Annotated in this window: 26 protein-coding genes; 19 read left to right on the top strand and 7 right to left on the bottom strand. The window is 47.3% G+C overall.

The window, feature by feature from the left end; genetic code table 11:
- Positions 1–3: 3 nt before the first annotated feature.
- From O3681_RS01475 to ruvB, 4 genes are all read right to left on the bottom strand, one after another.
- Positions 4–270 carry an RnfH family protein gene (locus O3681_RS01475; protein ID WP_049344769.1) on the bottom strand — a complete coding sequence of 89 codons (267 nt, stop codon included), beginning with the start codon at positions 268–270 and terminating at the stop codon, positions 4–6.
- Positions 263–694 carry a type II toxin-antitoxin system RatA family toxin gene (locus O3681_RS01470; protein WP_371459113.1) on the bottom strand — a complete coding sequence of 144 codons (432 nt, stop codon included), beginning with the start codon at positions 692–694 and terminating at the stop codon, positions 263–265. Before O3681_RS01470 ends, O3681_RS01475 begins: the two co-directional genes overlap by 8 nt.
- Before the next feature lie 90 nt (positions 695–784).
- The gene (locus tag O3681_RS01465; RefSeq protein WP_371459112.1) at positions 785–2,692 is read right to left on the bottom strand and encodes an ATP-binding cassette domain-containing protein; all 1,908 of its coding nucleotides are present in this window, start codon (positions 2,690–2,692) and stop codon (positions 785–787) included.
- A gap of 122 nt (positions 2,693–2,814) precedes the next feature.
- Positions 2,815–3,846: a Holliday junction branch migration DNA helicase RuvB gene (ruvB, locus tag O3681_RS01460; RefSeq protein WP_049344766.1), complete on the bottom strand. Its 1,032-nt coding sequence runs from the start codon at positions 3,844–3,846 to the stop codon at positions 2,815–2,817.
- Between the two features lie 216 nt (positions 3,847–4,062).
- Here ruvB and cmk point away from each other — a divergent pair, with 216 nt between their 5' ends.
- The 10 genes from cmk (at position 4,063) to O3681_RS01410 (ending at position 13,856) form a co-directional block, all read left to right on the top strand.
- On the top strand, positions 4,063–4,722 hold the full coding sequence (cmk, locus tag O3681_RS01455; protein ID WP_049344765.1) for a (d)CMP kinase: 660 nt from the start codon (positions 4,063–4,065) through the stop codon (positions 4,720–4,722).
- A 155-nt stretch (positions 4,723–4,877) separates the two neighbouring features.
- On the top strand, positions 4,878–6,563 hold the full coding sequence (rpsA, locus tag O3681_RS01450) for a 30S ribosomal protein S1 (protein ID WP_003678994.1): 1,686 nt from the start codon (positions 4,878–4,880) through the stop codon (positions 6,561–6,563).
- 10 nt (positions 6,564–6,573) lie between these two features.
- On the top strand, positions 6,574–6,888 hold the full coding sequence (locus O3681_RS01445) for an integration host factor subunit beta (protein ID WP_003678992.1): 315 nt from the start codon (positions 6,574–6,576) through the stop codon (positions 6,886–6,888).
- A 259-nt stretch (positions 6,889–7,147) separates the two neighbouring features.
- Positions 7,148–8,284: a cell division protein ZapE gene (gene zapE, locus O3681_RS01440; protein WP_371459111.1), complete on the top strand. Its 1,137-nt coding sequence runs from the start codon at positions 7,148–7,150 to the stop codon at positions 8,282–8,284.
- Between the two features lie 94 nt (positions 8,285–8,378).
- On the top strand, positions 8,379–8,804 hold the full coding sequence (gene ndk / locus O3681_RS01435; RefSeq protein ID WP_004519785.1) for a nucleoside-diphosphate kinase: 426 nt from the start codon (positions 8,379–8,381) through the stop codon (positions 8,802–8,804).
- Positions 8,805–8,972: 168 nt separating this feature from the next.
- Entirely contained in the window at positions 8,973–10,061 is a 1,089-nt protein-coding gene (gene rlmN / locus O3681_RS01430) for a 23S rRNA (adenine(2503)-C(2))-methyltransferase RlmN (protein ID WP_003683577.1), read from the top strand.
- An 8-nt stretch (positions 10,062–10,069) separates the two neighbouring features.
- A complete protein-coding gene (gene pilW, locus O3681_RS01425; RefSeq protein WP_063075505.1) occupies positions 10,070–10,825 on the top strand; it encodes a type IV pilus biogenesis/stability protein PilW in 756 nt (251 codons plus the stop codon).
- Positions 10,826–11,710, top strand: coding sequence for a RodZ domain-containing protein (locus O3681_RS01420; RefSeq protein ID WP_308881117.1), 885 nt, complete (start codon positions 10,826–10,828; stop codon positions 11,708–11,710).
- Between the two features lies 1 nt (position 11,711).
- Positions 11,712–12,977, top strand: coding sequence for a flavodoxin-dependent (E)-4-hydroxy-3-methylbut-2-enyl-diphosphate synthase (ispG, locus tag O3681_RS01415; RefSeq protein WP_070734804.1), 1,266 nt, complete (start codon positions 11,712–11,714; stop codon positions 12,975–12,977).
- Positions 12,978–13,010: 33 nt separating this feature from the next.
- Positions 13,011–13,856 carry a DUF817 domain-containing protein gene (locus O3681_RS01410; RefSeq protein ID WP_107723144.1) on the top strand — a complete coding sequence of 282 codons (846 nt, stop codon included), beginning with the start codon at positions 13,011–13,013 and terminating at the stop codon, positions 13,854–13,856.
- A gap of 58 nt (positions 13,857–13,914) precedes the next feature.
- Here O3681_RS01410 and O3681_RS01405 read toward each other — a convergent pair whose 3' ends face one another.
- Both O3681_RS01405 and O3681_RS01400 read right to left on the bottom strand, forming a co-directional pair.
- Positions 13,915–15,456: an OFA family MFS transporter gene (locus O3681_RS01405; protein WP_107723143.1), complete on the bottom strand. Its 1,542-nt coding sequence runs from the start codon at positions 15,454–15,456 to the stop codon at positions 13,915–13,917.
- A 223-nt stretch (positions 15,457–15,679) separates the two neighbouring features.
- On the bottom strand, positions 15,680–16,261 hold the full coding sequence (locus tag O3681_RS01400) for a superoxide dismutase (protein ID WP_371459110.1): 582 nt from the start codon (positions 16,259–16,261) through the stop codon (positions 15,680–15,682).
- 154 nt (positions 16,262–16,415) lie between these two features.
- On the opposite strand from O3681_RS01400, the gene dnaB reads away from it, so the two are divergent.
- The 6 genes from dnaB (at position 16,416) to O3681_RS01370 (ending at position 21,262) form a co-directional block, all read left to right on the top strand.
- Positions 16,416–17,822, top strand: coding sequence for a replicative DNA helicase (gene dnaB / locus O3681_RS01395; protein ID WP_036490624.1), 1,407 nt, complete (start codon positions 16,416–16,418; stop codon positions 17,820–17,822).
- 156 nt (positions 17,823–17,978) lie between these two features.
- Positions 17,979–18,647: a Tfp pilus assembly protein FimT/FimU gene (locus O3681_RS01390; protein ID WP_107723141.1), complete on the top strand. Its 669-nt coding sequence runs from the start codon at positions 17,979–17,981 to the stop codon at positions 18,645–18,647.
- A gap of 12 nt (positions 18,648–18,659) precedes the next feature.
- A complete protein-coding gene (pilV, locus tag O3681_RS01385) occupies positions 18,660–19,307 on the top strand; it encodes a type IV pilus modification protein PilV (RefSeq protein ID WP_199903842.1) in 648 nt (215 codons plus the stop codon).
- 2 nt (positions 19,308–19,309) lie between these two features.
- Complete coding sequence (locus O3681_RS01380) at positions 19,310–20,245, top strand: PilW family protein (protein ID WP_371459109.1); 936 nt, start codon at positions 19,310–19,312, stop codon at positions 20,243–20,245.
- Positions 20,224–20,769 carry a PilX N-terminal domain-containing pilus assembly protein gene (locus O3681_RS01375; protein ID WP_371459108.1) on the top strand — a complete coding sequence of 182 codons (546 nt, stop codon included), beginning with the start codon at positions 20,224–20,226 and terminating at the stop codon, positions 20,767–20,769. The genes O3681_RS01380 and O3681_RS01375 overlap by 22 nt, the downstream gene beginning before the upstream one ends.
- 4 nt (positions 20,770–20,773) lie before the next feature.
- Positions 20,774–21,262: a PilX family type IV pilin gene (locus tag O3681_RS01370; RefSeq protein ID WP_371459107.1), complete on the top strand. Its 489-nt coding sequence runs from the start codon at positions 20,774–20,776 to the stop codon at positions 21,260–21,262.
- Positions 21,263–21,314: 52 nt separating this feature from the next.
- Here O3681_RS01370 and O3681_RS01365 read toward each other — a convergent pair whose 3' ends face one another.
- Positions 21,315–21,935 (bottom strand): Smr/MutS family protein, encoded by a 621-nt coding sequence (locus O3681_RS01365; protein WP_107769429.1) that lies wholly within the window; start codon positions 21,933–21,935, stop codon positions 21,315–21,317.
- Between the two features lie 136 nt (positions 21,936–22,071).
- On the opposite strand from O3681_RS01365, the gene O3681_RS01360 reads away from it, so the two are divergent.
- The 3 genes from O3681_RS01360 (at position 22,072) to O3681_RS01350 (ending at position 24,673) form a co-directional block, all read left to right on the top strand.
- Complete coding sequence (locus tag O3681_RS01360; protein ID WP_107769431.1) at positions 22,072–22,449, top strand: hypothetical protein; 378 nt, start codon at positions 22,072–22,074, stop codon at positions 22,447–22,449.
- Positions 22,450–22,584: 135 nt separating this feature from the next.
- Positions 22,585–24,060, top strand: a complete 1,476-nt coding sequence (trpE, locus tag O3681_RS01355) for an anthranilate synthase component I (protein WP_371459106.1) — start codon at positions 22,585–22,587, stop codon at positions 24,058–24,060.
- Between the two features lie 43 nt (positions 24,061–24,103).
- The gene (locus tag O3681_RS01350; protein ID WP_371459105.1) at positions 24,104–24,673 is read left to right on the top strand and encodes an RNA 2'-phosphotransferase; all 570 of its coding nucleotides are present in this window, start codon (positions 24,104–24,106) and stop codon (positions 24,671–24,673) included.
- Positions 24,674–24,695 lie beyond the last annotated feature (22 nt).

Here is a 24,695-nt window from a genome sequence, read left to right as displayed (position 1 = left end):
TTCTTACCCTGCGCGTTTACGTCTCGCTTCTTTCGGATCAATCAACAATGGACGATAAACCTCAATCCGATCGCCATCGCGCAACACCGTCTCGTCTTTCACTGCCTTGCCGAAAATACCCAAAGGCGCTTGCTGCAAATCCAACTCTGGGAATTCTACCTCCAAACCGCTTTGCAGGGCGGCTTCGCGTACGGTTGTCCCTTCGGCAACGGTCATGCTCTTCAACACTTGCCTATCGGCCAGTCCGTAAACAATTTCAATCTCAAGCATAGCGACGGTCGGCCTCTTTAATAAAAGCATCCACCAGCGTACCGGCAAGATGGCCGAATACTGGAGAAATCATGGCAGAGAGTACGGCATTGGAGAAATCGTATTCTAATCTGAATTCGACTTTGCACATATCATCGCCCAAGTCGATAAATTTCCAAGTGCCGCGCAGGGTTTTAAACGGCCCTTCGAGCAAATCCATGCGGATTTCCTGCCCCGGGATATTGTGGTTGTGCGTCGCAAACGACTGCTTGACGCGCATATAGTCCATAAACAGGCGCGCTTTTAGCTCATTGCCTTTGCGTTCGATGACTTCGGTCTTGCTATACCACGGCAAAAATTTTGGATAGTCCTCAACTTTGTCCACCAGCTCAAACATTTCCTTAGAGCTATGCAGCACCAATACGTTTTTCTCGACTTTTTTCATGTTGGTTGTAGACCTTGTTTTTGAATATTCGGGGTTCAGACGGCATGATTTAGAAAAATATCTGCCCTACTTTGGGACAAAACTCCCAATTTAAACCGCTTCGCCATTTTGTTTCGCTTCCAGCCATTCCCAGCGTTCCAGCTTTTCCAAAAGCAGCATTTCAATTTCTTCAGCCCTGCTTTGTAACGCACCTGCTTTTTCGTAATCTTTGAAAATTTCAGGATCGGAAAGCTGAGTATTGATTTCAGCCTGCTCGGTTTCCAAAGCTGCGATTTCATCAGGCAGGGCATCAAGTTCGCGCTGTTCTTTATAGGAAAGTTTGACCGTGCGGTTGGCTTTGGGTTTGACTTTCTCAGGCTCGGCAACCGCTTTAGGCGCAGAGGCCGTCTGAATTTTATCTTCCCGCGATTTTGCGTCGATATAGTCCTGATAGCCGCCGATGTATTCTTTCAGACGGCCTTGTCCTTCGAAAACAATGCTTTGGGTAATCACATTATCCAAGAACATACGGTCATGCGAAACAAGGAATACCGTGCCTTGATAATCTCGCAGCAAGTCTTCGAGCAACTCTTGGGTATCAATGTCCAAGTCATTCGTTGGCTCGTCCAAAACCAAAATATTGGCAGGACGGGTAAAGAGTTTTGCCAACAGGAGGCGGTTGCGTTCACCGCCGGAGAGTGATGAAACGGGACTTTGTGCGCGGGCTGGATGGAACAGAAAATCTTCTAAATAGCTCATCACATGCTTTTTCTTGCCGCCGACCTCAACGTAATCATTGCCCTGCCCGAGCGTGTAAAACACAGTGTCGTTTTCATTCAACGCGCTACGGAATTGGTCGAAATAAGCAACTTCCTGTTTACTGCCGATGCGGATTCTGCCGTAGGTCGGCTGCAATTCGCCCAAAATCAGCTTAAGGAAGGTGGTTTTACCGATACCGTTTGGACCGATTAAGCCGATTTTGTCGCCGCGCTGCAAAATGGCGGAGAATCTGTCCATGATGACTTTGTCGCCATAGGCAAACGAAGCGTGTTCCAATTCGGCGATGATTTTGCCGCTTTTTTCGCCGCTGTCGAGCTTAAAGTTAACCTGCCCTTGTACGTTTCGGCGTTCGGCACGCTGGCGACGTAGCTCTTCCAAACGGCGCACACGGCCTTCATTACGGGTACGGCGCGCTTCGATGCCTTTGCGTATCCATGCTTCTTCCTGTGCGTGGAATTTGTCGAAGAGGCGGTTATGTTCCGCCTCGACTGCCAACTCTTGCGCTTTTTTCTCGCTGTATTTGGAGAACGAGCCAGGATAGGAGAGCAGAATGCCGCGGTCGAGTTCGACGATACGTGTGGCGATATTGTCCAGGAAACGGCGGTCGTGGGTAATCACGACCAAGCTGCCTTCAAACGCTTTGAGCAGGTTTTCCAACCAAATAATCGCGTCGATGTCCAAATGGTTGGTCGGTTCGTCCAGCAGCAATACGTCGGGCTTCTGCACCCAAGCCTGCGCCAAGGCGACACGCTTTTTCTGGCCGCCGGAAAGATTGCCGATTTTTTCATTTTCCGGCAAACCGAGTTCACCCAAAGTCTGCTTGACTGCCGCATCCAGTTTCCAGCCGTCCTTCGCTTCGATTTCAAGTTGCAATTCGTTGAGCTCTTTCAATAAAGCCTCACTCGAACCATTTTCCAACTCATGGCTGACATGATGATAACGGCGCAATAAATCGCGAATTTCGCCCAAACCTTCGGCAACGGTATCAAATACGGTTGCGTCCTTATCAAAAAAGGATTCCTGCGGTACATAAACGATTTTGAGATTGTTTTGAACAATAATCTGCCCGTCGTCGAGCTTCTGTACACCGGCGAGGATTTTCAGAAACGAAGACTTACCCGCACCGTTGCGGCCGATTAAACCGATTTTCTCGCCGCTGTCAAGTTGAAAAGAAGTTTTGTCGAGCAAGGCGACATGACCGACAGCAAAAGAAGCATTTTCTACGGATAAGATATTCATGGGGAAACTTCAAAAAAGAAAAGGGGAACATTTTAACCGATTATCGGCAGATATTTGCCGACAATCATATGAAATTGAAAGTATCAGGCCGTCTGAAAGCAGTTTTCAGACGGCCTTCATTATTATTCTTGAACCTTCAAGCCAAAATGCAGATAGGCTCGTTCGGTTGCTACGCGTCCGCGCGGTGTACGTTGCAAAAAGCCCTGCTGAATCAGATATGGTTCAATCACATCTTCGATGGTATCGGTCGATTCACCAATCGCAGCGGCCACGTTTTCCAACCCGACAGGACCGCCGCTGAACTTGTGCAAAATCGCCTCAAGGAATTTCCTGTCCATCACATCCAAACCTTGCCCGTCCACATCCAGCATACTCAAAGCCGCATCGGCAATTTCCGCATCAATGATGCCGTTGTTTTTCACATCGGCATAATCGCGTACACGTCGCAAAAGGCGGTTGGCAATACGCGGAGTGCCGCGGCTGCGCTTGGCCACTTCCATAGCGCCCTCGTCGCCCATATCCAACTGCAATAGTTGAGCAGAACGGGCAACAATAGTCGCCAAATCTTTATTCTGATAAAACTCCAATCGGGACACGATACCGAAACGGTCGCGTAAAGGGTTGGTCAGCATGCCGGCGCGGGTCGTCGCACCTACCAATGTAAACGGCGGCAAATCGATTTTGACCGAACGCGCGGCCGGTCCTTCGCCTATCATGATGTCCAACTGATAATCTTCAAGCGCAGGATAAAGGATTTCTTCAACCACGGGGCTTAAACGGTGGATTTCATCAATAAACAGTACATCATGAGGCTCGAGGTTGGTCAACAAGGCTGCAAGGTCGCCGGCACGTTCCAAAACCGGGCCGCTGGTTTGGCGCAAATTAACGCCTAACTCTTTGGCGATAATGTGTGCCAAAGTAGTTTTGCCCAAACCCGGAGGGCCAAACAGCAAAGTGTGGTCAAGCGCTTCGCCACGTTTTTTCGCCGCCTGAATAAAAATGGCCAACTGCTCTTTTGCCTTATCCTGCCCGATATAGTCGTTTAAAGTTTTCGGACGTAAAGCACGTTCAAGCAATTCCTCCTGAGCGGAAATATTTTGAGCAGTGATAATGCGCTGAGGTTGTGCAGAAGTAAGATTATCGGTTTGTAACATAATGTTTCTAAATTCTAAGACCGTTCCCGACCCGTTGTTTCAGACGGCCCGAACAATCAGATAAAGCGGTTAAATTATGATTTTGGCCATTATACCCGATAAGGCCGAGCCGCTTTCCCCTCAAATCTAAATCACACAAAAATTTTCGTTTTCAGACGGCCAAAGCAACGTATAATAAACGGTTAATTCAAATACCTATCGCATTCAGGAGAACACATGAGCCTCAAGCAAAAAGTCATCGCCATCGACGGCCCCAGCGCATCCGGCAAAGGGACAGTTGCCTCACGCGTAGCCGAAGCCTTGGGTTTTCTTTACCTCGACTCCGGTGCGCTTTACCGCCTGACCGCGCTTTACGCACAAAAACAAAATGTTGCCTGGACAGATGAAGATGCCGTCAGCACACTGGCAGAAACTTTGCCCGCACAATTTGAAGGCAGCGCCGTATTATTAAACGGCGAAGATGTATCCGAGCAAATCCGTACCGAAGCGATTGGCATGGGCGCATCTGCCGTCGCGCAGTTGCCTAAAGTGCGTGCCGCCCTTTTGCAACGCCAACGCGACTTCCTAACCGAAAAAGGCTTGGTCGCCGACGGCCGCGATATCGGCTCGGTTATTTTCCCTGATGCCGCATTAAAAATTTTCCTGACCGCAAGTGCCAATGTCCGCGCCCAACGTCGTGCCAAACAACTCGGTATCCCATGCGAAGGCGTTGCATTCGAGCGTATTTTGTCGGACATTGAAGCGCGTGACGAAGCAGACCGCCGCCGCCCTGTTGCTCCGTTGAAACAGCTTCCCGACGCCCTGCTTTTAGATACCGATAACCTTTCTATCGAAGAAGCTGTAAAAAAAGTGCTTGATTGGTATCATAAAGTTTAAAATTTGGAGTATAATCGCGAAGTTTTCATTTCAGACGGCCTGTTGACCCTAATAACAAGGCCGTCTGAAAACATTTCTCAACCTGCCGCGCCAAGGACGGCAGGTCATTTCAAACCTAACCCGCACCCCTTGGCGGTGTACCGAAAAGAGTATATATGACTATGGAAAATTTTGCCCAGCTGCTGGAAGAAAGCTTTACCCTGCAAGAGATGAACCCAGGTGAAGTGATTACTGCCGAAGTAGTCGGCATCGATCAAAACTTCGTTACCGTTAACGCAGGTCTGAAATCAGAATCTCTGATTGATGTTGCTGAATTCAAAAACGCTCAGGGCGAGATTGAAGTTAAAGTTGGCGATTTCGTTACCGTTACCATCGAATCTGTTGAAAACGGCTTCGGCGAAACCAAACTGTCCCGCGAAAAAGCCAAACGCGCTGCCGACTGGATCGCTTTGGAAGAAGCTATGGAAAACGGCGACATCCTGTCCGGCGTTATCAATGGCAAAGTCAAAGGTGGTCTGACTGTTATGATCAACAGCATCCGTGCATTCCTGCCGGGTTCTTTGGTTGACGTACGTCCTGTAAAAGACACTTCTCACTTCGAAGGCAAAGAAATTGAATTCAAAGTGATCAAACTGGACAAAAAACGCAACAACGTTGTTGTGTCCCGCCGCGCTGTTCTGGAAGCTACTTTGGGCGAAGAACGCAAAGCCTTGCTGGAAAACCTGCAAGAAGGTTCAGTTATCAAAGGTATCGTTAAAAACATCACCGATTACGGTGCATTCGTTGACTTGGGCGGCATCGACGGTCTGTTGCACATCACCGACTTGGCATGGCGCCGTGTGAAACACCCAAGCGAAGTTTTGGAAGTAGGTCAAGAAGTAGAAGCTAAAGTCCTGAAATTCGACCAAGACAAACAACGCGTTTCTCTGGGTATGAAACAACTGGGCGAAGATCCTTGGAGCGGCCTGACCCGTCGTTACCCACAAGGTACCCGCCTGTTCGGTAAAGTATCCAACCTGACCGACTACGGTGCGTTCGTTGAAATCGAACAAGGCATCGAAGGTTTGGTACACGTTTCTGAAATGGATTGGACCAACAAAAACGTACACCCAAGCAAAGTTGTTCAACTGGGTGACGAAGTTGAAGTAATGATCCTGGAAATCGACGAAGACCGCCGCCGTATCTCTTTGGGTATGAAACAATGCCAAGCTAACCCTTGGGAAGAGTTTGCCGCCAACCACAATAAAGGCGACAAAATCTCCGGCGCAGTTAAATCTATCACTGACTTCGGCGTATTCGTAGGCCTGCCTGGCGGCATCGACGGTCTGGTTCACTTGTCTGACCTGTCTTGGACTGAAGCCGGCGAAGAAGCTGTACGCAAATACAAAAAAGGCGAAGAAGTTGAAGCTGTTGTATTGGCAATCGATGTTGAAAAAGAACGCATCTCTTTGGGTATCAAACAACTGGAAGGTGATCCGTTCGGCAACTTCATCAGCGTAAACGACAAAGGTTCTTTGGTTAAAGGTTCTGTGAAATCTGTTGACGCCAAAGGTGCCGTAGTCGCTCTGTCTGAAGAAGTTGAAGGCTACCTGCCTGCTTCTGAATTCGCTGCTGACCGCGTTGAAGACCTGACTACCAAACTGAAAGAAGGCGACGAAGTTGAAGCCGTTATCGTTACCGTTGACCGCAAAAACCGCAGCATCCGTCTGTCTGTTAAAGCGAAAGACGCTAAAGAAAACCGCGAAGCGCTGAATTCAGTTAACGCTGCTGCAACTGCCAATGCCGGTACTACCAGCCTGGGCGACTTGCTGAAAGCCAAACTGTCCGGCGACCAAGAATAAGGTTGCAGACATGACGAAGTCTGAATTGATGGTTCGCCTCGCAGAAGTGTTTGCCGAAAAAAATGGCAACCAACTGCTGGCTAAAGATGTCGAATACAGTGTAAAAGTCTTGGTTGATACCATGACCCGCTCACTGGCTCGTGGACAACGTATCGAAATCCGCGGCTTCGGCAGCTTCGACTTGAACCACCGCCCTGCCCGTATCGGGCGCAACCCCAAAACCGGCGAACGCGTGGAAGTGCCAGAAAAGCATGTTCCTCACTTCAAACCGGGTAAAGAGTTGCGTGAGCGTGTAGACTTGGCATTGCAAGAAAGTGCTCATTAATACTTAGTAGCAAAACGCCGCAGAAATGCGGCGTTTTTTGTTTTTTCAAGAAATACCAAAGCCAGCTCTTTTTACGCATACCTTAATCGCACACTTTTCCAACTATATTGACAACAAAGCCTTTGCAAAAAACGCAGGCCGTCTGAAATCATTTATAATAGACCGACTATTCTGTAATGAAAACATCATTCCAACTACTGTCCAAACTATTGCGGATGATGTTTCGACTATCGCCAGTAAAGCATAATAAAGGTTACACATGAGCAATAGAGATCAACTATTCACACCACCTCCATTTGAAAACCACAGCCCATTGACTTGGTATCAAGCTGCAGCCGAACAGCCCAACTTTATCCGTGACGAAGCACAAGCACGAGCCATTGAATATTTGGATCGCTTGTGGACCGAGTTGATGATGTTCAAACGCAAACGCAACCGTTTTCTCGGCCGCAGCCTACGCTCCCCCCAAGTACCAAAAGGACTCTATTTTTATGGCGGCGTAGGACGCGGTAAAAGTTTCCTGATGGATGCTTTTTTTGGCTGCCTCCCTTATCGCCGTAAGCGCCGCGTGCATTTCCATGCCTTTATGGCCGAAATTCATCAACGACTGAAAGTCTTAAAAAGCGAAGCCAATCCCTTAAAAGCCGTTGCAACAGAAATTGCCAAAGAAACACGCGTATTATGTTTTGACGAGTTTCATGTCAGCGATATTGCAGATGCCATGATTCTAGGCCGTTTGCTGGAAAACCTGTTGAGTGAAGGTGTAGTCTTGGTAGCCACTTCCAACTACGCCCCATCCGAACTCTATCCTCAAGGCCAAAACCGCAGCAGTTTTCTGCCAACCATCGCCCTTATCGAGTCCAACCTGACCGTTTTAAATGTGGATGGCGGCGAAGATTACCGCTTGCGTACGCTGCGTCCTGCTGAAATTTTCTTTGTCCCAAATAATGAAGAAAATGAGCAAAAACTGGCTGCTTTATTTAAAGAAATGAGCGGAATCTCTGAATTAAACCCAAGCATCAGCATTATTCATGGACGGGAAATTCCTCATAAAGCCCAGTCAGAACGCGCCATCTGGTTTGATTTCCGTGCATTATGTTTCGGCCCGCGCTCACAAGCTGACTATTTGTATTTAGCCGAACATTACGAGATGGTTTTCCTTTCAGGATTAGAACGTCTAACCCCGCAAGAAAAAGCAGAAGCACGCCGTCTGACATGGTTAATTGACGTTTTATACGATTTCCGTGTGAAGCTGTGCGCCACTAGCGCAGTTGGCGTAAACGATATTTACGTTGAAGGCGATTTTGCCGAAGAATTTACCCGTACAGCCAGCCGTATGATCGAAATGCAATCTGAAGTCTATTTGGAACAACCACACCTGACTTTAAGCAAATAATGCCTTTCCCAAAAAGGGGCGAAATTTGGTAGAATACACTTCCCTCGCCTCTTGGCTACGGCAACTTACCTATTAATAAAAACAAGGACATAACATGGCCATCGAACGTACAATTTCCATCATCAAACCCGATGCGGTAGAAAAAAACGTCATCGGCAAGATTTACAGCCGCTTTGAAGAAAACGGCTTGCGCATTATTGCGGCGAAAATGAAACATCTCTCTGAGCGTGAAGCAAAAGAGTTTTATGCTGTACATAAAGATCGCCCTTTTTATGAAGACTTGGTTAAATTCATGACTCGCAATCCTGTTATGATTCAAGTATTGGAAGGTGAAAACGCCGTTGCCAAAAATCGCGAATTGATGGGCGCAACCAATCCAGCCGATGCAGCTCCGGGCACAATCCGTGCCGACTTTGCAGAATCTGTCAGTGTTAATGCCGTACATGGTTCTGACAGCGTTGAAAATGCTGCGATTGAAATTGCTTACTTCTTCAGCCAAAGCGAAATCTGCCCACGCTAAGAGTAAAAGCCTGTAGCCGCTTTACGGCCGTCCGATTTATATCGGACGGCAAAACTGCTTTGTATGTCCTACAAATTAAAGGCCGTCTGAAAACCCAAAGGCTTTTAAAGCAAAGCTGCCCAATAAGCCCCTTTGCTTTAAAAGCTTTACTGAGAAACATAAAAATACATGAAAACCAATCTACTGAATTACGATTTAAACGGACTGACGCAACACTTTGCCGAAATGGGCGAAAAGCCTTTTCGTGCCAAGCAGGTAATGCGTTGGATGCATCAAGCGGGTGCACAAAACTTTGAAGAAATGACTGACTTGGCCAAATCATTGCGTGCCAAGCTGAATGAACAAGCCACAATCGAAGTGCCCAAATTAATGATGGCACAAGAATCTACGGACGGTACACGCAAATGGTTGCTGGATGTCGGCACGGGCAACGGTGTAGAAACCGTCTTCATTCCCGAAGCTGAACGCGGTACTTTGTGCATCTCTTCCCAAGTAGGTTGCGCATTAGAATGCACCTTCTGCTCTACTGGACGACAAGGTTTCAACCGCAACCTGACTGCCGCTGAAATCATCGGTCAGCTTTGGTGGGCCAATAAAGCCATGGGCGTTACCCCTAAAAACGAACGCGTTATCTCCAACGTCGTGATGATGGGCATGGGCGAACCCATGGCAAACTTTGACAATGTTGTTACCGCGTTAAGCATTATGCTGGATGACCACGGCTACGGCCTGAGCCGCCGTCGCGTAACTGTTTCCACTTCGGGCATGGTTCCACAAATGGACAGACTGCGTGATGCAATGCCTGTTGCTTTAGCCGTGTCTTTACACGCATCCAACGATGAAGTGCGCGATCAAATTGTTCCACTCAACAAAAAATACCCGCTCAAAGAATTGATGGCGGCTTGTCAACGTTATCTGGTCAAAGCCCCCCGCGACTTTATTACCTTTGAATACGTTATGCTCGATGGCATCAACGATAAAGCACAACATGCGCGCGAATTGATTGAGTTGGTTAAAGACGTACCATGCAAATTCAATCTGATTCCGTTCAATCCTTTCCCCAATTCCGGCTACGAACGTTCTACCAATGAAAATATCCGTGTCTTCCGCGATATTCTGCAACAAGCCGGCTTTGTCGTTACTGTCCGCAAAACTCGCGGCGACGATATCGATGCCGCTTGCGGACAACTGGCCGGACAAGTACAAGATAAAACACGCCGCCAACAAAAATGGCAACAGATTTTGGTCGAACAATAAGGTTAATTATGAAAATCAAGTTCGGATTCGCTTTACTTACCGCACTGACTCTTTCTGCCTGCGCTTCCTCTTCCGGCCCAAGCCCTAAAGAACGTGCCATTCAGGTTTCTAATATCAAAACTCAACTGGCTGTGGAATATATGCGCGGCCAAAACTACCGCCAAGCTACTGAAAGTATCGAAGAGGCGCTTAAGTCCAATTCAAAAAATGACCTTGCTTGGTTGGTACGCGCCGAGATTTATCAGTATTTGAAAGTCAAAGACAAAGCTCAAGAAAGCTTTCTTAAAGCATTGTCTTTAAAACCTGATAGTGCAGAAGTTAACAACAACTACGGTTGGTTCTTGTGCAATCAAATGAATGCACCAGCCGAATCTTTGGCTTATTTTGATAAAGCACTGGCTGACCCAACCTACCCAAGCCCCTTTATTGCCAACATGAATAAAGGTATTTGCAGCGCAAGGTTAGGCCAATACTCTTTAGCCCAAGCTTATTTGGAAAGGTCTTTAGCAGCAAATCCGCAATTCTTCCCTGCTTTCAAAGAACTTGCCCGAACCAAAATGATGGCAGGCAATCTGAACGATGCCGACTATTATTTCCGCCAATACCAAAGCAAAGTTGATGTTCTGCAGGCTGACGATTTGCTTTTAGGCTGGCGTTTGGCTACCGCTTTGGGTAATAAACACGCCGCATACGAATATGAAGCCCAACTTAGGGCAAACTTCCCCTATTCAGACGAACTACAAACTGTCACAACAGGCCACTAAATGGAAAATAACGATAAAATCAACTACGACACACAAGCCGCCAAAACATTGGGGGATGAATTACGCAAACACAGAACTGATGCCAAAATCGATATTCAAGATGTTGCTTCACGTTTGAAACTGTCTACCGAACAAATTGATGCTTTGGAAAAAGGCGAATATTCAGGCTTTCCCGGTTTAGTCTTTGTTTCAGGCTATCTGCGTTCATATGCACGATTTCTGAAAATCGATGAACAAACCATCGCCAAACATTTACTCTCCATTACTCCGCAACTTGAAGACCATGTATACGCGGTAACACGCAGTGCCAACACAGGCTTAAGCTACAAAGACACTGAAAAGCAAGGCTTCCCCAAATGGATATTGGGAGTAACCGCATTGGCTTTGGCTGTAGGCGGTGTTTACTTTTGGCAAAGCAAATCCAGTTTTGAAAACGAGCAGGCAAATATTCAAAACAGCAAAGATGTTGCTGATACGATGAAAACGCCTGCCTTAAAAACGGATAATGTTGCCGTTAGCGAAATGACGGAAGACGGCAAAAAAGAAATCACCAATAAGCCTGAAACGGCCAATGATCAAGCAACCTCAGCAGCTTCCGCCGTCGTACAAGATGAGAAGCCTGCCGTCAAAGTTGAGAAAGACGAACTTTGGATTAAAGTCCAATACCGAAGCAATCTGATTATTACAGACAAAGATGGAAAAGTAGTATTCAGCCGTATCGTTCCGGCCGGAAGCGAACAACGTCTGAGAGGCGGCGCGCCTTACAATGTTTGGATCGGTATTGCAGCCGGCTCGGAAGCCAATTACGGCGGCACACCTATCGAACCTTTGAAATACCGTGTTGCCGGTGAAAAATCCGCCTCTTTTGTTGCAGGAAAAAACTAAAATGACCACACCTAAACGCCGTCAGACACATCAAGTCAAAATTGACCATCTCATCATCGGCTCCGATGCGCCCGTTGTTGTGCAATCTATGACCAATACCGACACCGCAGATGCAGAAGCAACCGCCCGACAGGTCAAAGAGTTGAGCGATGCCGGCTCAGAAATGGTCCGTATCACGGTTAATACTCCTGAAGCGGCTTCCAAAGTAGCCGAAATCCGCAGCCGCTTAGACGATATGGGCTACACCACGCCTTTGATTGGTGATTTCCATTTTAATGGCGAACGCTTATTGGCCGAATTTCCTGAGTGCGGCAAGGCCCTGTCTAAATACCGCATCAACCCTGGCAATGTCGGCAAAGGTGCAAAAGGCGATGAAAAATTTGCCTTTATGATTCGTACTGCCGCAGAAAACAATAAAGCTGTACGCATCGGTGTGAACTGGGGTTCGCTTGATCAAAGCCTTGCCAAGCGCATGATGGATGCCAACCTAGTTTCTGCTACACCGAAGCCGCCTGAAGAAATCATGAAAGAAGCTTTGATTGTTTCGGCGCTGGAGTCGGCAGAAAAAGCCGTAGCTTTGGGCTTGCCTGAAGACAAAATTATTTTGTCGTGCAAAGTCAGCGCCGTACAAGACTTGATTCAGGTTTACCGCGAATTAGGCAGCCGTTGCCGTTACCCACTGCATCTCGGTCTGACTGAGGCTGGCATGGGCAGCAAGGGCATTGTGGCTTCCACCGCAGCTCTGGCCGTATTGTTGCAAGAAGGCATCGGCGACACCATTCGAATTTCCCTTACGCCCGAACCCGGCTCCCCGCGCACACAAGAAGTCATTGTCGGTCAAGAAATCCTGCAAACCATGGGCTTGCGCTCCTTTACGCCAATGGTTACAGCCTGCCCCGGTTGCGGCCGTACCACCAGTACCGTATTCCAAGAGTTGGCTCAAGACGTACAAAACTATTTACGCCAAAAAATGGCTGTTTGGCGCACTGAATATCCAGGCGTTGAATCATTGAACGTTGCCGTAATGGGTTGCGTAGTCAATGGCCCGGGCGAAAGCAAGCTTGCCGATATCGGTATCAGCCTGCCAGGTACAGGCGAAACTCCGGTTGCGCCGGTTTATGTAGACGGCGAACGCAAAATTACCCTCAAAGGCGACAATATCGCTGCCGAGTTTTTACAAATTGTTGAAGATTATGTCAAAACCAACTACTGCGAAGGTGGCGCAAAACGTAAGCAAAACCGTGTCATTCCGATTCAGTCTGCCTAAAACATTATCAAGATAAAGAGGCCGTCTGAAAATATGTTGGGCAAACTGGATACTTGGCTGACTGAGCATCCTAAACGCGAGGATTTGCATGGTTGGCGACGCTTTATTGTTGAATTTTGGTTTTTCGGTTTGAAAGAAGCACGAGCCTGCTTATTTGCAGGCTTGTTTTTCATTGCCATGTTCCTCATTCCGAAAACAGGCTGGTTGGGAATTTCACGCTACGACCTGCTGCTGATTTTTGCCGTCTCCGTACAAGCAGCCATGCTGTATTTCAAGCTGGAAACTTGGGATGAAGTGAAATCGATTACGCTGTTTCACTTGGTGGGCTTTGCTTTAGAGTGGTTCAAGACTTCAGGCGATATCCAGTCTTGGAGCTATCCGGATGAGGCATACACCAAAATCGGCGGCGTACCACTGTTTGCGGGCTTTATGTATGCCGCAGTCGGCAGCTATATCATTCAAGCATGGCGGCTGTTTGACCTCAAAATCAAAAGCCATCCGCCATATTGGTTGGGTACTTTGTGCGCACTGGCGATTTATATCAATTTTTTCACCCATCACTATATCGGCGACTATCGCTGGTATCTTGCTGCTTTTGCTCTCGGCCTATACGCTCGGACAACGGTCTTATACACGCCCTATGACACCACTCGCAAAATGCCGCTCCTGCTCGCTTTTGTCCTGATCGGATTTTTCATTTGGCTGGCGGAAAATTTGGGAACCCTTTTCGGCGTTTGGCGCTATCCCAACCAAATCGGCGCATGGGCATCGGTACACATCAGCAAATGGAGTTCATGGGCTTTACTGGTGATGATGACTTTTACCATCGTTGCGAATTTAAAACACATCAAACATACCATCAGCGTATCGAAAGATTAGTTATTTAACATTTGAAAAGGCCGTCTGAAACTTTCAGACGGCCTTTAATTTTCAGTAATCAATTAAACAAACTTAAGGCTTTAACAAACACCATAATGACACCATAGCCCAAAGGAACGCAGACTAAAGCCCAACGCCACCATACACCGATACCGCCCGCTGATACTTTTTTGCTAATCAGATAGGCATCGGATACAGCGGTTTCATCATCGGGATTGCGGCTATGTGCCGCTACTTTAATGTTTTTCTCATGATGCTTTTCATGAACCGAACGAACACTCAAGTTACACAGCAAACCGACAATCAACAAACCCGCCATAATATACATGGTAATGCTATAAGCTTCAGCAGCCGGAACACCGCTTTCAATTTGACTTTGGCGGATATAGTTGACCAACACCGGGCCAATAACAGCCGCAGTTGACCATGCCAGCAAAATCCTGCCGTGTATTGCCCCGACTTGATAAGTGCCGAACAAATCTTTCAAATACGCCGGAATGGCTGCAAAACCGCCGCCATACATGGAAATGATGACGCAGAAACCAATAACAAACAAAGCCTTGTTACCGCTATCGCCAATAGACGGAATGGCAAAATACAACAGCGAGCCGAGTACAAAGAAAATAGTATAAGTATTTTTACGGCCAATTTTGTCGGACACACTGGACCACAAAAAACGGCCGCCCATATTAAACAGGCTCAACAGACTCACAAAACCTGCCGCCGCACCCGCACCAACGGCAGCCTGTTTACCGACAGAAGTTTCAGAAAACAGCTCCTGAATCATGACGGAAGCCTGTCCCAACACACCAATACCGGCCGTTACATTCAAACACAATACCCAAAACAAGAGCCAGAATTGCGGCGTTTTCATGGCTTGTGAAACATTGACATGATTACTGCTGACCAATTTGCTTTTGTTTTTCGGCGCAACATAACCTTTAGGTTTCCAGCCATCGGCAGGTACACGGATCGTAAACGCGCCGAACATCATCAACACCAAATAAAACAATCCTAAAACGACAAAAGCCTGCGCTACGCCAACTGAAGTTTCACTGGAGAAAAAATTCATCAGCGACACGGATAAAGGCGAGGCCAACATCGCGCCGCCACCAAAGCCCATAATCGCCAAGCCTGTCGCCATACCCGGTTTATCGGGAAACCATTTCATCAAAGTCGATACAGGCCCGATATAGCCCAAGCCCAAACCAACCCCACCAATCACACCGTTGCCCAAATAAAGCAAAAACAGATTGTGCGTATGAACGCCGATCGCCGATACAAAAAAGCCCAAGCTGAAGCAGCAGGCTGCAACAAACATCGCCTTACGCGGCCCAACGCGTTCCATCCAAGTACCGAACATAGCGGCAGATGCGCCCAACATCGCCAAGGCAATACTGAAAATCCAACCAACCGTGGTCAGCTTCCAATCTCCTGCAGCCGACTCAGTAATACCGATAAGCTTGGTCAGCGGCGCATTGAACACGGAATAAGCGTATATCTGCCCGATGGCAAGATGCACGGCCAAAGCGGCAGGCGGTACCAGCCAACGATTAAAGCCGGGTTTGGCAATGGTCGCCTCACGGTCTAGAAATTTCATAAAATCCTCTTGTCTATGTGTGTCAAACGCTGATTCCATATCATGCGGAACCAAAAAATTGTTGACAATATTTTAGCATAATCTCCCCTTTATCCTTTTTTCTGCTCCATGATAATTTTGCGCATCAAACAGAAAAAACATTCATCTAAACCATTTCTTCACACCCATATCGACAAAAAGGCCGTCTGAAAATTCTTCAGACGGCCTTTTCATTCATATCGTTTTATGCGGCGAAGCGTTTGGCAACTTCATCCCAGTTAACGATTTCCCAGAAACCTTTCAGGTAGTTAGGACGGCTGTTGCGGTAGTCGATGTAGTAAGCGTGTTCCCATACGTCGCAAGTCAACAGCGGAGTGTTTTCAGTAGTCAGCGGAGTACCTGCATTGGAAGTAGAAACCAGATCCAATTCACCGGCAGGCGTTTTCACCAACCATGCCCAACCTGAGCCGAAAGTACCAGCCGCGCAAGCATTGAACGCTTCTTGGAATTTCTCGAAGCTGCCCCATTTGGCGTCGATGGCCGCAGCCAATTCACCGGCAGGTTTGCCTTGACCTTTAGGGGTAAAGCCCAGCCAGTAGAAAGTGTGGTTCCAAGTTTGGGCAGCGTTGTTGAACATACCGCCGGAAGATTTTTTCACGATTTCTTCCAAAGGCATTTCTTCAAACTCAGTGTCTTTGATTTGATTGTTCAAATTGGTGATGTAAGTTTGATGGTGTTTGCCGTAGTGGAACTCCAAAGTCTCTTTGGTCAGATGGGGGTATAACGCATCCAGTTCATAAGGCAATTGTGGCAGCTTGTGTTCCATTTTTATGCTCCTAATTATTGATATTTATATTTTGGTAGTGTGTGTTGTCAAATCGACAACATTGCTATTTTACCTGCTTTAGCCTAAACAAACCAATTGAACTTACACTGCGCTATAATAGTGGATTGCAATTTTCCAGCCAGAGATGCCCGTCATGAGCAATTATTCCGATATGCCGTCTGAAGACCGTGAAATCAGCGCATTGTCACTGCCGCCACATTCCACCGAAGCGGAGCAATCCGTATTGGGCGGCCTGATGCTGGAAAATTCTGCTTGGGACCGTATTGCCGATGTCGTTTCCGGCGAAGATTTCTACCGCCACGAACACCGCCTGATTTTTCGTGCCATTGCCAACCTGATTAACGAAAGCCGCCCTGCCGACGTCATTACCGTTCAAGAAAGTTTGGAACGCAATGAAGAATTGGAAGCGGCAGGCGGATTCAACTATCTGATTACGCTGGCGCAAAACACACCATCCGCAGCCAATATCCGCCGCTACGCCGAAATCGTGCGCGAACGTTCCATCATGCGCCAGCTTGCCGAAGTCGGTACGGAAATTGCACGCAGCGCCTACAATCCGCAAGGGCGCGATGCAGGTCAACTTTTGGACGAGGCAGAAAACAAAGTATTCCAAATCGCCGAAAGTACCGCCAAATCCAAACAAGGCTTTCTTGAGATGCCCGATCTTTTGAAAGAAGTGGTCGAGCGCATCGATATGCTTTATTCGCGCGACAATCCTGATGAAGTAACCGGTATATCGACTGGTTTTATCGACCTCGACAAAAAAACATCAGGCCTTCAACCGGGCGATTTGATCATCGTCGCAGGCCGTCCTTCCATGGGTAAAACTGCCTTTTCCATCAACATTGCAGAACACGTTGCCGTAGAGGGCAAGCTGCCTGTCGCCGTATTTTCGATGGAGATGGGTGGTGCGCAGCTGGTTATGCGTATGCTGGGTTCGGTAGGACGTTTGGATCAAAGCGTTTTAAAAACCGGCAGATTGCAAGACGAACACTGGGGCCGTCTGAACGAGGCGGTCGTTAAACTCTCCGATGCACCCATGTATATCGATGAAACTCCGGGTTTGACCGCGCTCGAACTGCGCGCTCGCGCCCGCCGTCTTGCGCGCCAGTTCAACGGCAAATTGGGCTTGATCGTCATCGACTACCTGCAATTAATGTCAGGCTCCGGCCGTTCTGACAACCGCGCTTCCGAGCTTGGCGAAATTTCCCGCTCCCTCAAAGCATTGGCTAAAGAATTGCAAGTTCCCGTCATTGCCCTGTCGCAGTTGAGCCGTACAGTTGAGCAGCGTACCGACAAACGCCCGATGATGTCCGACTTGCGCGAGTCCGGCGCAATCGAACAAGATGCCGACTTGATTATGTTCATGTATCGTGATGAATACTACAACTCAGAATCACCCGCAAAAGGCTTGGCGGAATGTATTATCGGTAAACACCGTAACGGTCCCGTCGGGAAAGTATTCCTCACTTGGATGGGTCAATTTACCAAATTTGATAATGCTGCCTATGTTCCAGAATCCATGTTGATGGAAGATTGAGACAGATTGTCTGAAAAACTAACCGAATTTCATATTTCATTAGTCACGCATTACAAAATCGTTTAGAATTAATCTAATAAAAGCAAAAGCATTGCCACAGGCAAATGCAAAAGAGAAAACGTCAGTTACCCAACACATTACTACCAAAAATCACTCATGTATCAGACACAAAAAGGCTTCACCCTAATTGAGTTGCTGATCGTCATTACTATTGCAGCAGTAATGGCCGTCATCGCACTTCCCAATATGAATCAATGGATTGCCTCCAGACGTGCAGCATCGCAAGCAGAGCAAATTGCCAATCTGCTGCGCTTCGCGCGAAATGAGGCCGTCCGTCTCAATCTTCCCGTTTACATCTGCCCGGTCAAAATCAAATCCGATGGCTCGCCCAATAATGGTTGCGATTCCAAATATGCCGGTAATGGTATGTTGGCCTACGCCGATAAAAACGGAGATTCCAACTATAAAAACGATACAGTCGATTTATCCGTCCGCTCCATTATCCTTAATGGAGATACTGACAAAGTGGAATACAGCTTCAACTACATCCCTATCAGCAATGACCGTTCTGCCCTCTCGACCTCAGCTTCAAAAGAAGTCTGGTGGAGATTCCTACCAAATGGTACATTTGGCCATTCAACCGATGGAAAGAATTATCAATTTTCAGACGGCCACATCAAAATCAGCCTGACGGATAAATCCGCCGCCGATGCTGAAACCAAGAAAGCCCGTGCTACCGTACTTTTAATCAATGGTAATGGGCATGTCGAAATCTGTGCTAAAAACGATGAGCGCAAAATATGCGAATACTCTTCCAAAGAATAACAACGGTATCTTATGAACATTACTAATCCTACTCATCTCAGATCATTTAAAGGCCGTCTGAAAACAAGCTCAACAAGCTTTACCCCAAAACTTCAATCTGGTATGACCCTGATTGAAGTTTTGATTGCCATGTTTGTCCTTGCCATCGGTGTGCTCGCCCTTTTAGCTGTTCAATTACGTACCGTATCCAACGTGCGTGAGTCTGAAAATCAAACCACAGTTGCCCAAATTACGCAAAATCTGATTGAAGGCATGCTCATTAATCCGACGCTCTCTGAAGAAACCGATACTGCAGGGGAAAAAACCTCCCGTTATAAAAAATCCTATGATGCCTACCTAAAATCCGACTCTAAACAAACTGCGAAATTTGAAGCCAAAATGAACAAAACTCAACTTGCACAGGCTCAAATTGCACAGTTTAAAGCCGACTTAGACAAAGCCCTTCCCGAAGCCCAAGTCTTCTCGACCATCTGCAAAGATTCTTCCGGTGCAGAGCCGACTTACGAAAATGGGTTTAACGCAAAATGCGATGGCAAAGGCGACACAACCATCGTTAAAGTTTTATGGTTGCAAGATGTCGAAGAAGAAAATAGAGCAAAAAATCTCAACACATCGGGGCATCACGTTGTCTATACCTACCAATCACGCGTAAGAGACTAACAATGAACAATAAACGCTTACTCAATCATATTCCCAATAAAACCGCCATTCGCGGCTTCAGCATCCTTGAATTTCTGGTTGCCAGCCTGCTCAGCATGATCGTCTTAATGGCTGTCAGCTCCACCTACTTTACTGCACGCGGATTGAACAAATCTGCCAACACACGTATCGGTATCCAACAAGATTTGCGTAACACCGCCAATATGATCGTCCGTGATGCGCGTATGGCAGGCAATTTCGGCTGCTTCAATATGTCGAATTTTCCTGCCTCTGCAGTGATAGAAGACAAAAGCTTGGATGAATACACATTGAAAACAGCTGGTGTAAATAAGCTGTTACCAGTTAAAGAAATCAATAAATTAGGCTACGCAGGTTTTGCTCAAACCGGCAAAGCCCTGCTGTTTCAATATGGAATCGACAAAGCAAACCCTGCTGCAAAAACTGCTATTGTCAGCAGCTGTTTCGGCATTGCCAAACCTCAAACAGAAATTAAAGATTTAGATGCGGCAAAAACAGCTTTGAAAATTACCGACCCTGATCAAAATGGCAGTATCGCCATCATGAAACATGAAATGATTGCCTACGCTGTCGGTAAACTTGGTGAAGAGAGCGGTTTGTTCCGTTTCCAATTATCAAATGATGGTTCATGGAGTAATCCGCAGCTGTTGATTAAAGGCATTACAACCATGGATATCCACTATATCTATGCAGAATGTCATGATTCTGAAAATGCATCTGCCAGCGGAGTAAATACAGAATCATTTGATTACAAAAACGCATTGGATATCTCAGCTGAGGCTAAGTCTCCGGCTTCTATCCAAATCGTACTGAATAACGGCAGTATTGACCCATCGAAAGAACAAGACAATAAAGTTGATATCTACAATATTAATGCCACCATCCGCGGAGGAAATGTATGCGCCGACCGATCACTCTAATCAAACCTAACCGGCAGCAGGGCTATGCTTTGTTTATCGTTTTAATGATGATGGTCGTCATCGCCCTGCTCGTGGTCACAGCCACCCAGTCCTACAATACTGAACAGCGTATCAGCACCAATGATGCCGACCGCAAACTGGCAACCACCCTAGCCGAAGCGGCACTGCGTGAAGGTGAAAATCAAATTTTTGATATTGAAGGTAAAAAGACTACTTTTACCGCAAAATGTGAAAAAGGTTTATGTTCCACGCCAAACGTCAAATCCAATGGCGATTTTACTGAAGAAGGTAGCCCAACCGTAGATGCTTGGAAGCGCAAATGCGACAAAAACCTGTGTATTGACACCAATGGTACGGAATATCCTTTAGATAAAAAAAGCGGCATCGCAAACAATCCCCGCTACATCATCGAATATTTAAGTAAAACTACTGAAGGCCGAATCACCTACCGCGTTACCGCCAAAGCATGGGGTAAGAATGCCAATACCCAAGTCGTTCTTCAGTCTTACGTTGCCAGCAAATAATATAATGAATACCACCTCTACCAAACAACTAGGCTTTACGCTGGTTGAGATGATGATTGCCGTCACCATCTTAGCCATTCTGGGCATCATTGCCATTCCCTCTTACAACCGCTACATTGAACGCGGCCACCAATCACAAGCGCATGCCGAGTTAGTCGCCATCAATTCCGCTTTTAAAAACCAGATGGTTAAAAATCCAAAGTGGAAAACTGATGAGGTTAAAACTCAGTTGGATGACTTTATTTCCTCATATAAAGGCCATAAAGATTTGGCAGACAAATACAAATACTCTGCCGACATGATTAATGCCGACAAAAGTCGTGCCTATCGTTTGAAAGCTATTCCCACAAAAACAGGCTATACCCTTTCCGTTTGGATGGATAGTTTGGGCAATGCTTACAAATGCACTGATATTGATTCAGCCAATAATTTCAAAACCGCAATGACCAATGGAAAAGGTTGCGAATCGGTTTCCAAAAAGAAATCTTCTTAGTCTGACAAACATAAAAAAGCAGTGTCATCTTACTGACACTGCTTTTTATATTTTACTGCTTCCAATCATCGTCTCGGCGTTGACGCTTCAACAAAATCCTGACTGCGCCATCATTGCCTTGTCGAGGTTCGACATAAGCCAACACGTCAGGATGCTGCATCAACCAGCGGCGCGTCATATTTTTCAAAACCGGTTTATAGCCTGCAGAACCCAAGCCGCTGCCGTGGACAATCTCGCCGCAAACGCCGCGTTTTTTCGTAAACTCAATAAATTCGTTCAATACCTGCTGCGCTTCCTCCTGCGTATAGCCGTGCAAATCTACATCCGCCACCACGGGATAATGGCCGTTTCGCAAACGCATCAAATCATTTTTACCCTGCCCATTTTTACTGAACGAAGCCGGCGGTTCTTCCCAGCTGCCGCTGCCCACATAAAAATAATCTTCCTGCTCCAAAGTTGCCATTTCTTTAGGTCGCGGTTTGATAGGCGATTTATCGCAAGGCTGTTCATAATAGTTGCCGGCATTTTTCAAAGGCGTAACCTTGCCAACCGCCTTGCTGAAATCCACATCTTCTGCCTGCTTTTTAGCCTTCGCTTCCACTTCCCGCTCCGCAGCTTCCTTTTTCGCCTGTTTGCCCAAAGCCTTCAGCGTTTCTTGAAAGTTTGCCGTCATGGTTTGTCCTTTCCAAAAAATTGATTGCACACATTATAGCAAACCCGATTACAAGACCGTCTGAAAGACTCTTATCATCGCTTCTTGTTTAGGGTATAGTATTAACGCATTGCCAGTCTTACAAAAGAGAGAAAATATGTTTAAACGCCCGGAAGAAATCATCGTCTTGATACTTGCCCTATTATGGGTTGGACTCAGCTACTACTTTGCCGCCATCCTGATTTCAGATGCCTACACCATTCTCCTGATTACCGTACTAACTTTCGTTTGGGCGGCCATCTGTTTCTTTTTATGGCAACGCAACTTAAGCCGTCATATTTGGCCGCTGTTCCTCGGCAGCCTGGTTGCCTGCTGGTGGCCGTACTTCACTTGGCTTGCAAGCGATGTTCCCGAAGGCACATGGTATTCAGGCTGGACATTCAAATCCATTATCGCCCTGATTCCCGTTGTGGCCGCTTATATCTTCAAGTGGAAACGGAGCCGAAAAAACAAAATCTCCAATACCCTTGCCTGATACCTCACGCCGTCTTTTTCAGACGGCGTTTTCCATATCTGACATAACGCTCAGACTGTCAACAATTCCAATAAAATGCTATACTCTTCACACGATTTAACACCCTAAAACAGGCCGTCTGAAAGACTTATCAAGATGATCAGCAAACAAGAATACCAAGCCCAAGCCGCACAAGGTTACAACCGCATTCCACTCGTTCAAGAGCTGCTTGCCGACTTGGACACACCGCTCTCAATCTACCTCAAACTTGCCAACAAGCCTTTCACCTACCTGCTCGAATCCGTTGTCGGTGGAGAACGCTTCGGCCGCTATTCCTTTATCGGCCTGCCTTGCAACCACTATCTCAAAACTAGCGGCAAACATGTCGATGTGTATCAAAACGGCGAAATCGTCGAACAACACGACGGCAATCCCCTGCCCTTTATCGAAGCCTTTCACAACCGCTTCAAAACGCCCGAAATCCCAAGCCTGCCGCGCTTTACCGGCGGCCTGGTCGGCTACTTCGGTTATGAAACCATCTACAATTTCGAACATTTTGCCCACCGCCTGAAACATACGGCCAAAGCCGATCCGCTCGGTACGCCCGACATCCTCCTGATGCTCTCGCAAGAGCTTGCTGTAGTGGATAACCTAAGCGGCAAAATCTACCTGATTGTTTATGCCGATCCGTCTCAAGCCAACGGCTACGAACGCGCGCGCGAACGTCTTGAAGACATCCGTACCCAGTTACGCCAAAGTTGTGCCATCCCGCTTTCTCTCGGCAGCAAGCAGACGCAAGCAGTCAGCGAATTTGGAGAAGAACCTTTCAAAGCCTGCGTCAATAAAATCAAAGACTACATCTTTGCAGGCGACTGCATGCAGGTTGTCCCCAGCCAACGCATGAGCATGGAATTTACCGATAATCCGCTTGCCCTCTACCGCGCCCTGCGTACGCTGAACCCATCGCCGTATATGTTCTACTACGATTTCGGCGATTTCCATATTGTCGGCTCTTCGCCCGAAATCCTCGTCCGCCGCGAACGCGACGATGTCATCGTCCGTCCTATCGCCGGCACACGCCTGCGCGGCAAAACACCAGCCGAAGACCTCGCCAACGAGCAAGATTTGCTGAGCGATGCCAAAGAAATTGCCGAACACGTCATGTTGATTGACTTAGGACGCAACGACGTCGGCCGCATCAGTAAAACCGGCGAAGTCAAAGTTACCGACAAAATGGTGATTGAAAAATACTCCCATGTGATGCACATCGTCTCCAACGTCGAAGGCCGTCTGAAAGACGGCATGACCAATATGGACATCCTTGCCGCCACCTTCCCTGCAGGCACGCTTTCAGGCGCACCCAAAGTCCGCGCCATGGAAATCATCGAAGAAGTCGAGCCGAGCAAACGCGGCATCTACGGCGGCGCAGTCGGCGTATGGAGTTTCAACAACGACATGGACTTGGCCATTGCCATCCGCACCGCCGTAATTAAAAACAATACCCTCTTCGTCCAAAGCGGCGCAGGCGTAGTTGCCGACTCCGACCCAACTTCCGAATGGCAGGAAACGCAGAACAAAGCCCGCGCAGTAATCCGCGCAGCGCAAATGGTGCAAGAAGGGTTGGATAAATAATTTTCAGACGGCCTGCGCTCTGAAATGACTAAACAACAAGATTATGATACTAAAAGAAAAACAACTAAAATCCATCAGCAAATTCCTTAGCTTTATCTTACGTCATCATCCCGAGCAAATCGGCATTACTTTGGATAAAGACGGCTGGGTGGATATTGATACCCTGCTGACGCAGGTAAATCATCCCGAGCACGGCTTTACGGGTAATCCGCTGACCTACGAAGTATTGTTGGAAGTGGTCGAAAACAACGATAAAAAACGGTTTACCCTTTCTGAAGACGGCAAAAGCATCCGCGCAGCGCAAGGTCATTCGACGGCACAAGTTCAAGTTGAACACAAAGTGGCAACGCCTCCTCAGATTTTGTATCACGGTACGGCTGAGCGCTCTGTTCCGTCTATTTTGGAGCAAGGCCTGCATTCTGCCTCGCGCCATTTTGTCCATCTGTCTGCCGATGCCGCAACAGCCGTCAACGTCGGCTCCCGACACGGCAAGCCGGTTGTATTGACCATCGACACTGTCGCCATGCTTGAGGCAGGACATCAATTTTATTTGGCGGACAACGGCGTATGGTTAACTGAAACCGTTCCGCCGCAATTTATCGGCAAACTTTAAAACATCAGGCCGTCTGAAGCCG

Source organism: Neisseria sp. 27098_8_158 (assembly GCF_041433145.1).
Taxonomy (GTDB): Bacteria; Pseudomonadota; Gammaproteobacteria; order Burkholderiales; family Neisseriaceae; genus Neisseria; species Neisseria subflava_E.
Note: the sequence above shows the minus strand (reverse complement) of the source record. Positions and strands in the feature narration are given on the sequence as shown.

What these genes read in the sequence shown, in the direction of transcription:
- O3681_RS01475 (WP_049344769.1), bottom strand. Translation starts at nt 270, where the DNA reads ATGCTTGAGATTGAAATTGTTTACGGACTGGCCGATAGGCAAGTGTTG.
- O3681_RS01470 (WP_371459113.1), bottom strand. Translation starts at nt 694, where the DNA reads ATGAAAAAAGTCGAGAAAAACGTATTGGTGCTGCATAGCTCTAAGGAA.
- O3681_RS01465 (WP_371459112.1), bottom strand. Translation starts at nt 2,692, where the DNA reads ATGAATATCTTATCCGTAGAAAATGCTTCTTTTGCTGTCGGTCATGTC.
- ruvB (WP_049344766.1), bottom strand. Translation starts at nt 3,846, where the DNA reads ATGTTACAAACCGATAATCTTACTTCTGCACAACCTCAGCGCATTATC.
- cmk (WP_049344765.1), top strand. Translation starts at nt 4,063, where the DNA reads ATGAGCCTCAAGCAAAAAGTCATCGCCATCGACGGCCCCAGCGCATCC.
- rpsA (WP_003678994.1), top strand. Translation starts at nt 4,878, where the DNA reads ATGACTATGGAAAATTTTGCCCAGCTGCTGGAAGAAAGCTTTACCCTG.
- O3681_RS01445 (WP_003678992.1), top strand. Translation starts at nt 6,574, where the DNA reads ATGACGAAGTCTGAATTGATGGTTCGCCTCGCAGAAGTGTTTGCCGAA.
- zapE (WP_371459111.1), top strand. Translation starts at nt 7,148, where the DNA reads ATGAGCAATAGAGATCAACTATTCACACCACCTCCATTTGAAAACCAC.
- ndk (WP_004519785.1), top strand. Translation starts at nt 8,379, where the DNA reads ATGGCCATCGAACGTACAATTTCCATCATCAAACCCGATGCGGTAGAA.
- rlmN (WP_003683577.1), top strand. Translation starts at nt 8,973, where the DNA reads ATGAAAACCAATCTACTGAATTACGATTTAAACGGACTGACGCAACAC.
- pilW (WP_063075505.1), top strand. Translation starts at nt 10,070, where the DNA reads ATGAAAATCAAGTTCGGATTCGCTTTACTTACCGCACTGACTCTTTCT.
- O3681_RS01420 (WP_308881117.1), top strand. Translation starts at nt 10,826, where the DNA reads ATGGAAAATAACGATAAAATCAACTACGACACACAAGCCGCCAAAACA.
- ispG (WP_070734804.1), top strand. Translation starts at nt 11,712, where the DNA reads ATGACCACACCTAAACGCCGTCAGACACATCAAGTCAAAATTGACCAT.
- O3681_RS01410 (WP_107723144.1), top strand. Translation starts at nt 13,011, where the DNA reads ATGTTGGGCAAACTGGATACTTGGCTGACTGAGCATCCTAAACGCGAG.
- O3681_RS01405 (WP_107723143.1), bottom strand. Translation starts at nt 15,456, where the DNA reads ATGAAATTTCTAGACCGTGAGGCGACCATTGCCAAACCCGGCTTTAAT.
- O3681_RS01400 (WP_371459110.1), bottom strand. Translation starts at nt 16,261, where the DNA reads ATGGAACACAAGCTGCCACAATTGCCTTATGAACTGGATGCGTTATAC.
- dnaB (WP_036490624.1), top strand. Translation starts at nt 16,416, where the DNA reads ATGAGCAATTATTCCGATATGCCGTCTGAAGACCGTGAAATCAGCGCA.
- O3681_RS01390 (WP_107723141.1), top strand. Translation starts at nt 17,979, where the DNA reads ATGTATCAGACACAAAAAGGCTTCACCCTAATTGAGTTGCTGATCGTC.
- pilV (WP_199903842.1), top strand. Translation starts at nt 18,660, where the DNA reads ATGAACATTACTAATCCTACTCATCTCAGATCATTTAAAGGCCGTCTG.
- O3681_RS01380 (WP_371459109.1), top strand. Translation starts at nt 19,310, where the DNA reads ATGAACAATAAACGCTTACTCAATCATATTCCCAATAAAACCGCCATT.
- O3681_RS01375 (WP_371459108.1), top strand. Translation starts at nt 20,224, where the DNA reads ATGCGCCGACCGATCACTCTAATCAAACCTAACCGGCAGCAGGGCTAT.
- O3681_RS01370 (WP_371459107.1), top strand. Translation starts at nt 20,774, where the DNA reads ATGAATACCACCTCTACCAAACAACTAGGCTTTACGCTGGTTGAGATG.
- O3681_RS01365 (WP_107769429.1), bottom strand. Translation starts at nt 21,935, where the DNA reads ATGACGGCAAACTTTCAAGAAACGCTGAAGGCTTTGGGCAAACAGGCG.
- O3681_RS01360 (WP_107769431.1), top strand. Translation starts at nt 22,072, where the DNA reads ATGTTTAAACGCCCGGAAGAAATCATCGTCTTGATACTTGCCCTATTA.
- trpE (WP_371459106.1), top strand. Translation starts at nt 22,585, where the DNA reads ATGATCAGCAAACAAGAATACCAAGCCCAAGCCGCACAAGGTTACAAC.
- O3681_RS01350 (WP_371459105.1), top strand. Translation starts at nt 24,104, where the DNA reads ATGATACTAAAAGAAAAACAACTAAAATCCATCAGCAAATTCCTTAGC.